Annotated in this window: 8 protein-coding genes; 7 read left to right on the top strand and 1 reads right to left on the bottom strand. The window is 67.8% G+C overall.

Going from position 1 to position 5875, the window contains the following annotated elements; translation table 11 throughout:
- The 3 genes from EOA23_RS30555 to EOA23_RS30545 form a co-directional block, all read left to right on the top strand.
- Positions 1-323 (top strand): precorrin-8X methylmutase (locus EOA23_RS30555; protein WP_189341764.1); only part of this gene is annotated, 323 nt, incomplete at its 5' end.
- Entirely contained in the window at positions 320-1069 is a 750-nt protein-coding gene (locus tag EOA23_RS30550) for a precorrin-2 C(20)-methyltransferase (RefSeq protein ID WP_127306861.1), read from the top strand. The genes EOA23_RS30555 and EOA23_RS30550, both read left to right, overlap by 4 nt.
- A complete protein-coding gene (locus tag EOA23_RS30545) occupies positions 1066-1830 on the top strand; it encodes a precorrin-3B C(17)-methyltransferase (RefSeq protein ID WP_127306860.1) in 765 nt (254 codons plus the stop codon). Before EOA23_RS30550 ends, EOA23_RS30545 begins: the two co-directional genes overlap by 4 nt.
- Here the strand turns inward: EOA23_RS30545 and EOA23_RS30540 are convergent.
- The gene (locus EOA23_RS30540) at positions 1794-2561 is read right to left on the bottom strand and encodes a cobalt-precorrin-6A reductase (protein ID WP_127306859.1); all 768 of its coding nucleotides are present in this window, start codon (positions 2559-2561) and stop codon (positions 1794-1796) included. The two genes, EOA23_RS30545 and EOA23_RS30540, sit on opposite strands and share 37 nt — an antisense overlap.
- Position 2562: 1 nt before the next feature.
- On the opposite strand from EOA23_RS30540, the gene cbiE reads away from it, so the two are divergent.
- The 4 genes from cbiE to cobA all read left to right on the top strand — a co-directional run.
- Positions 2563-3804 carry a precorrin-6y C5,15-methyltransferase (decarboxylating) subunit CbiE gene (gene cbiE, locus EOA23_RS30535; protein WP_127306858.1) on the top strand — a complete coding sequence of 414 codons (1242 nt, stop codon included), beginning with the start codon at positions 2563-2565 and terminating at the stop codon, positions 3802-3804.
- Positions 3801-4310 (top strand): cobalamin biosynthesis protein, encoded by a 510-nt coding sequence (locus tag EOA23_RS36695; RefSeq protein WP_245456431.1) that lies wholly within the window; start codon positions 3801-3803, stop codon positions 4308-4310. Before cbiE ends, EOA23_RS36695 begins: the two co-directional genes overlap by 4 nt.
- A complete protein-coding gene (gene cobM / locus EOA23_RS30520) occupies positions 4307-5071 on the top strand; it encodes a precorrin-4 C(11)-methyltransferase (protein ID WP_127306857.1) in 765 nt (254 codons plus the stop codon). Before EOA23_RS36695 ends, cobM begins: the two co-directional genes overlap by 4 nt.
- A 14-nt stretch (positions 5072-5085) precedes the next feature.
- A partial coding sequence (gene cobA, locus EOA23_RS30515; protein WP_127306856.1) for a uroporphyrinogen-III C-methyltransferase occupies positions 5086-5875 on the top strand: 790 nt, incomplete at its 3' end.

Below are 5875 nucleotides of genomic sequence, written 5' to 3'. Positions count from 1 at the left end.
GGACGCATGACATGGCCAGAGAAATCGGCAACACTCGCTCGGCCGCGGCGATCGACCTCTGGGGCGAGCGCATGGCAGGCTCGGTCGTCGCCATCGGCAATGCGCCGACCGCGCTCTTCTATCTTTTGGAAAAACTGCGCGACGGCGCGCCAAAGCCGGCCGCGATCATCGGCATGCCGGTCGGCTTCGTCGGTGCTGCAGAATCGAAAGATGCGCTGGCCGAAAACGCCTACGGCGTGCCCTATGCCATCGTGCGCGGCCGGCTGGGCGGCAGCGCCATGACCGCCGCGGCGCTCAATTCGTTGGCGAGGCCGGGCCTGTGAACGCGATCGTGAAAGGCCGTTTGGTCGGCGTCGGCACCGGCCCCGGCGATCCCGAGTTGCTGACGCTGAAGGCTGCGCGGGCATTGGCCGAGGCTGACGTGGTCGCCTATTTCGCCAAGCGCGGCAACAACAGCAATGCGCGCGCCATCGTCGAGGCGCGCTTCCGGCCGGACATGATCGAGCTGCCGCTGCACTATCCCGTGACGACGGAAATAGACAAGGATCACGACGACTACCGCGCGCAGATCACCGATTTCTACGAACAGTCGGCCGAAGAGGTCGCCGAGCATCTCGGCGCCGGCAGGATGGTGGCGGTGCTGTCGGAGGGCGATCCGCTCTTTTACGGCTCCTACATGCATCTGCATGTTCGCCTGGCGCATCGCTTCCCGACTGAAGTCATCCCCGGCATCACCGCCATGTCCGGCTGCTGGTCGGCCACTGGCCTGCCGATCGTCCAGGGCGACGACGTGCTGACCGTGCTGCCGGGCACGATGAGCGAGTTCGAGCTGACCCATCGCCTCGCCGATACCGATGCGGCCGTCATCATGAAGGTCGGCCGCAACCTGCCGAAGATCAGGCGCGCGCTGGAGGCGACCGGCAAGCTGGCGAGGGCCGTCTATGTCGAGCGCGGCACCATGCCGGGCAGCGTCTCGATGCGGCTTGCCGACAAGCCGGACGACAAGGCGCCCTATTTCGCCATCGTGCTGGTCGCCGGCTGGTCGAGCCGGCCCGGAGCCAAGGCATGAGCGGCCGACTCACCGTTATCGGTCTCGGCCCCGGCAATGCCGACCAGGTTACGCCGCAGGCTGCCAATGCCGTCGCCGAGGCTTCCTTCTTCTATGGCTACAAGCCCTATCTCGACCGCCTCGAATTGCGGTCCGACCAGACCCGCATCGCTTCCGACAATCGCGAGGAGCTTGCGCGCTCCAACGAAGCGTTGGCCAAGGCGGCCGAGGGCCACAGCGTCGCCGTCGTTTCCGGCGGCGATCCCGGCGTCTTCGCCATGGCCGCGGCCGTTTGCGAGGCGATCGAAGTCGGTCCCGCCGAATGGCGTGCCATCGACCTTTCGGTCGTCCCGGGCGTCACCGCCATGCTTGCCGTCGCCGCCCGCATCGGCGCGCCGCTCGGCCACGATTTCTGCGCCATCTCGCTCTCCGACAATCTGAAGCCTTGGGAGCTGATCGAGCTGCGCCTGCTGGCGGCTGCCGGAGCCGGCTTCGTCATCGCGCTCTATAACCCGATCAGCAAGGCCCGCCCCTGGCAGCTCGGCCGAGCCTTCGAGTGCCTGAAGGCGATCCTGCCCGGCACCACGCCGGTGATCTTCGGCCGCGCCGCCGGCCGGCCGGACGAGCGTATTGAGGTGTTTTTGCTCGCGGACGCCGATGCGGCAAAAGCCGACATGTCGACCTGCATCATCATCGGCTCGCCCGAGACCCGCATCATCAGGCGCGGCGAGAAGCCGGCGCTGGTCTACACGCCGCGTTCGGCAACGGGCGCGAAAAGATGATCGACCATCGCGGCGAGCGCATCGACGGTTTCGGCCGAGGGCACGTCAGGCAGAGGCGGCCGACGGATCATGATCACTTCGATGCCGAGCGCCCGCGCGGCGGCGATCTTGCCGTAGGTCGCCTCGCCGCCGCTGTTCTTGGAGACGACGGCATCGATCCCGTATTTTTCGAGCAGCGCTCGCTCATCCGCTTCCGGAAACGGTCCGCGCGCCAGCAGATAGAGCGCATCGGGCACGGCCAGCTGCGGCTCGATGGGGTCGACGCTGCGGATCAGGTAACAGTGCTGGGGCGCGGCCTCGAAAGCGCCAGCCTCCTGCCGGCCGATCGCCAAAAAGACACGACGCGGCGCCGCGCCGAGAGCGCTTGCCGCCTCAGCGACATTGTCGACCAGCGTCCAGCGATCGCCCGCGACCGGTTCCCAGCCGGGGCGCCGCAGCGCAAGAATCGGCACGCCGGACTGCTTGGCGGCTTCGGCTGCGTTGGCCGAGATCTGGGCGGCGTATGGATGCGTGGCGTCGATCAGCAGATCGACCTTTTCCTGGCGAAGATAGGCGGCCAACCCGTCCGCGCCACCAAAGCCGCCGACGCGCACCGGCACGCCTTGCGCGACCGGGCTCTCGGTGCGGCCGGCAAGCGACAGCGTGATCGAGAAATCCTGGCGACGCGCCAGCTTGCCGGCCAGTTGCCGGGCTTCCGTCGTTCCGCCGAGGATCAGGATACGGTGGGTCATCATGCCTGCTAAGGATCCGCGCGCCGCCAAGCCCGCCTCGAAATGGCTCACCATCGTCGGCATCGGCGAGGATGGTGTAGCGGGTCTCGGCGACGAGGCCAAGCAGCGCATCGCGCAGGCTGAAATCGTCTTCGGCGGCAAGCGGCATCTCAGTCTTGTCGGGTCGCTGGCCAAGGGCCAGACCCGCCCTTGGCCAACGCCATTCGATGCCGAGATGCGCGAGGTGCTGGCGCTCGCGGGCAAGGATGTCTGCGTGCTCGCATCCGGCGACCCATTCTTTCACGGCGTCGGCGTCACGCTGGCGCGCATGGTGAAGCCGGATGAGATGCTCGTTCTCCCGGCGCCCTCCTCCCTGTCGTTGGCGGCATCGCGCCTCGGCTGGGCTTTGCAGGACGTCGAGACAATCTCGCTGCATGGCCATTCGATCGACCTGATCCGGCCCCTGCTCCATCCCGGCGCGCGCATCCTTGCCCTGACATCAGACGGCGGCGCGCCGGCGGCCATTGCCGGGCTACTCGACGAACTCGGCTTCGGCCCATCGCGGCTGACGCTCCTCGAAGCGCTTGGCGGATCTGACGAGAAGCGTCGCATGGCCAACGCCGACGCTTTCGATCTCAAAAACATCAACCCGCTCAACGTGCTGGCGCTGGAAATTGAATCGACGCCGGATGCGCGCGTCCTGCCCTTGACCGTCGGCCTCGCCGACCATCTGTTCGAGCATGACGGCCAGATCACCAAGCGCGAGATTCGCGCCATCACGCTTTCAGCGCTGGCGCCGCGGCGCGGCGAGCTGCTGTGGGACATCGGCGCCGGCTCCGGCTCGATCGGCATCGAATGGATGATGGCGCATCCTTCGCTGCGCGCAATCGCCATCGAATCCAACGGCGAGCGCGCCGCGCGTATCGCCCGCAACGCCGCGCATTGCGGCGTGCCCGGCCTTGTCGTGGTCGAAGGCTCGGCGCCCAAGGCGCTTGCCAAGCTTGAAACGCCAGATGCCATCTTTATCGGCGGCGGCGGCAGCGATGACGGCGTGCTGGAGAAGGCAATCAAGGCGCTCCGTCCCGGCGGCCGGCTCGTCGCCAATGCCGTGACACTGGAAATGGAGGCGCTGCTGCTCGACCAGCACAACAGGCGCGGCGGCGACCTGATCCGCATCGCCCTGTCGCGCGCGGCGCCTGTCGGCTCGATGCAAGCCTGGCGTCCGGCCATGCCGGTCACACAGTGGAGCTGGATCAAGCCATGATGGTCGCGGGCGTAGGCAGCCGCAAAGGCGTGAGTGTCGAAGAAGTATTGGCGGCGATCGAGACCGCGCTTGAAGCGCATGGCCTCGCGATGACGGCGCTTTCGGCGCTGGCGACGACCGAGTTCAAACGCAACGAAGAAGCCATTTTCGCTGCCGGCCGTGAACTCAACCTTCCCGTAATTGTGGTTGATGCTTCCGGCTCCGAACCGTCACTCCCCCTCACCCGGCCTCCGCTTCGCTCGGCCGACCTCTCCCCAAAGGGAGAGGAGATGACAGGCGCCGCCGCCAGTCTCTTCTCCCCCACGGGGAGAAGGTGGCCCGAAGGGCCGGATGAGGGGACGTCTCTGCTCAGTCATTCGGATCTCTCGCAGAGCCGCGCCGGCACGCCGTCGGTTTCGGAAGCGTCCGCTCTCGCCGTTGCTGGGGCCGGTGCAAGATTGCTCGGGCCTCGCACCGTGCTTGGCCCGGTCACCTGCGCCATCGCCATCAGCGGAGACGCGCCATGACGGTCCATTTCATCGGCGCCGGTCCGGGCGCGGCCGATCTCATCACCTTGCGCGGCGCGCGGCTGCTAGCCAGTTGCCCGGTCTGCCTCCACGCCGGCTCGATCGTCGCGCCGGAACTGCTCGAACATTGCGCGCCAGGCACCAAGCTGATCGACACCGCGCCGATGTCGCTCGACGAGATCGAGGCTGAATATGTCGCCGCGCACAAGGCCGGCCAGGACGTCGCGCGCCTGCATTCCGGCGACCTTTCCGTGTGGAGCGCGGTGGCCGAGCAGATCAGGCGGTTGGAAAAGCACGGCATCCCCTACACGCTCACCCCAGGCGTGCCCTCTTTCGCCGCTGCCGCGGCGGCTTTGCGGCGCGAGCTCACCATCCCCGAGCTCGCGCAAAGCCTGGTGCTGACGCGCGTTTCCGGCCGCGCCTCGAAGATGCCGCCCGGCGAGACCCTGGCCGGCTTCGGCCGCACCGGCGCCACGCTTGCCATCCATCTTGCCATCCACGCCATCGACCGCATCGTCGCGGACCTCACGCCGCTTTACGGCGCCGAATGCCCGGTCGCGGTCGTCTTCCGCGCCTCCTGGCCTGACGAGCGCATCCTGACCGGGACGCTCGGCACCATCGAAGCGCAATTGGCGCAGAATCCGATGGAGCGCACGGCGATCATCTTCGTCGGCAGCGCGCTCGCAGCGCAGGATTTCGGCGAAAGCTCACTCTACGACGCCCACTACCAGCGGCGTTTTCGCGGACGGGGCGGATTGTGAACGGCAGCGCCAACATGAACGGACGAGCTACGGTCGAGCAGGCGTTGGCGCGGCTGAACTTCCAGCTGCGCGAGCTGGAACCAGGCCATGTCTGGCTGGCCGGCGCCGGCCCCGGCGATCCCGGCTGCCTGACGCTGGAGGTGCTGGCGGCGCTCGGGCAATGCGACGCACTCGTCTATGACGCGCTGGTCTCGCCCGACGTCGTGGCGGTCGCCCAGGGCGCCGAACTCTTCTACGCCGGAAAACGCGGCGGCCAGCCTTCGATGAAGCAGGACGACATCAATGCCCTGCTGGTGCGGCTGGCGCGCGAGGGCCGCCGCGTCGTGCGGCTCAAGGGCGGCGATCCTTATATTTTCGGCCGTGGCGGCGAAGAGGCCTTGGCGTTGGCGGGCGAGAAAATCCCGTTCCGGGTGCTTTCCGGCCTGACCTCCGGTCTCAGCGCGCTGGCCGCGACCGGCATCCCCGCCACCATGCGCGGCATCAACAAGGCCGTCATTCTCGCCACCGGCCACGCCGCCGGCACGGATGACGACATCGACTGGGCGGCGATCGCCCGCACCGGACAGCCGGTCGTCGTCTATATGGGCATGGCCAATCTGCCGGTGATCGCGGCAAAGCTGCTCGAAGGCGGCCTCGCGCCGTCGACACCCGCCGCGGTGATCGTAGCGGCGACCACGCCGCAGGAACGCATCGTCGTCGCCACGCTCTCCACCATCGCCGAGGAGGCCGCTGCCGCCGGGCTGGCTTCGCCGGCGCTGATCGTCGTCGGCGGGATCGTCGCCATGCGCGCGGCACTGGCGGGCG

It is taken from the genome of Mesorhizobium sp. M2A.F.Ca.ET.042.01.1.1 (assembly GCF_003997405.1).
GTDB lineage: Bacteria > Pseudomonadota > Alphaproteobacteria > Rhizobiales > Rhizobiaceae > Mesorhizobium.
This window is presented reverse-complemented; position numbering and strand designations above follow the sequence as displayed.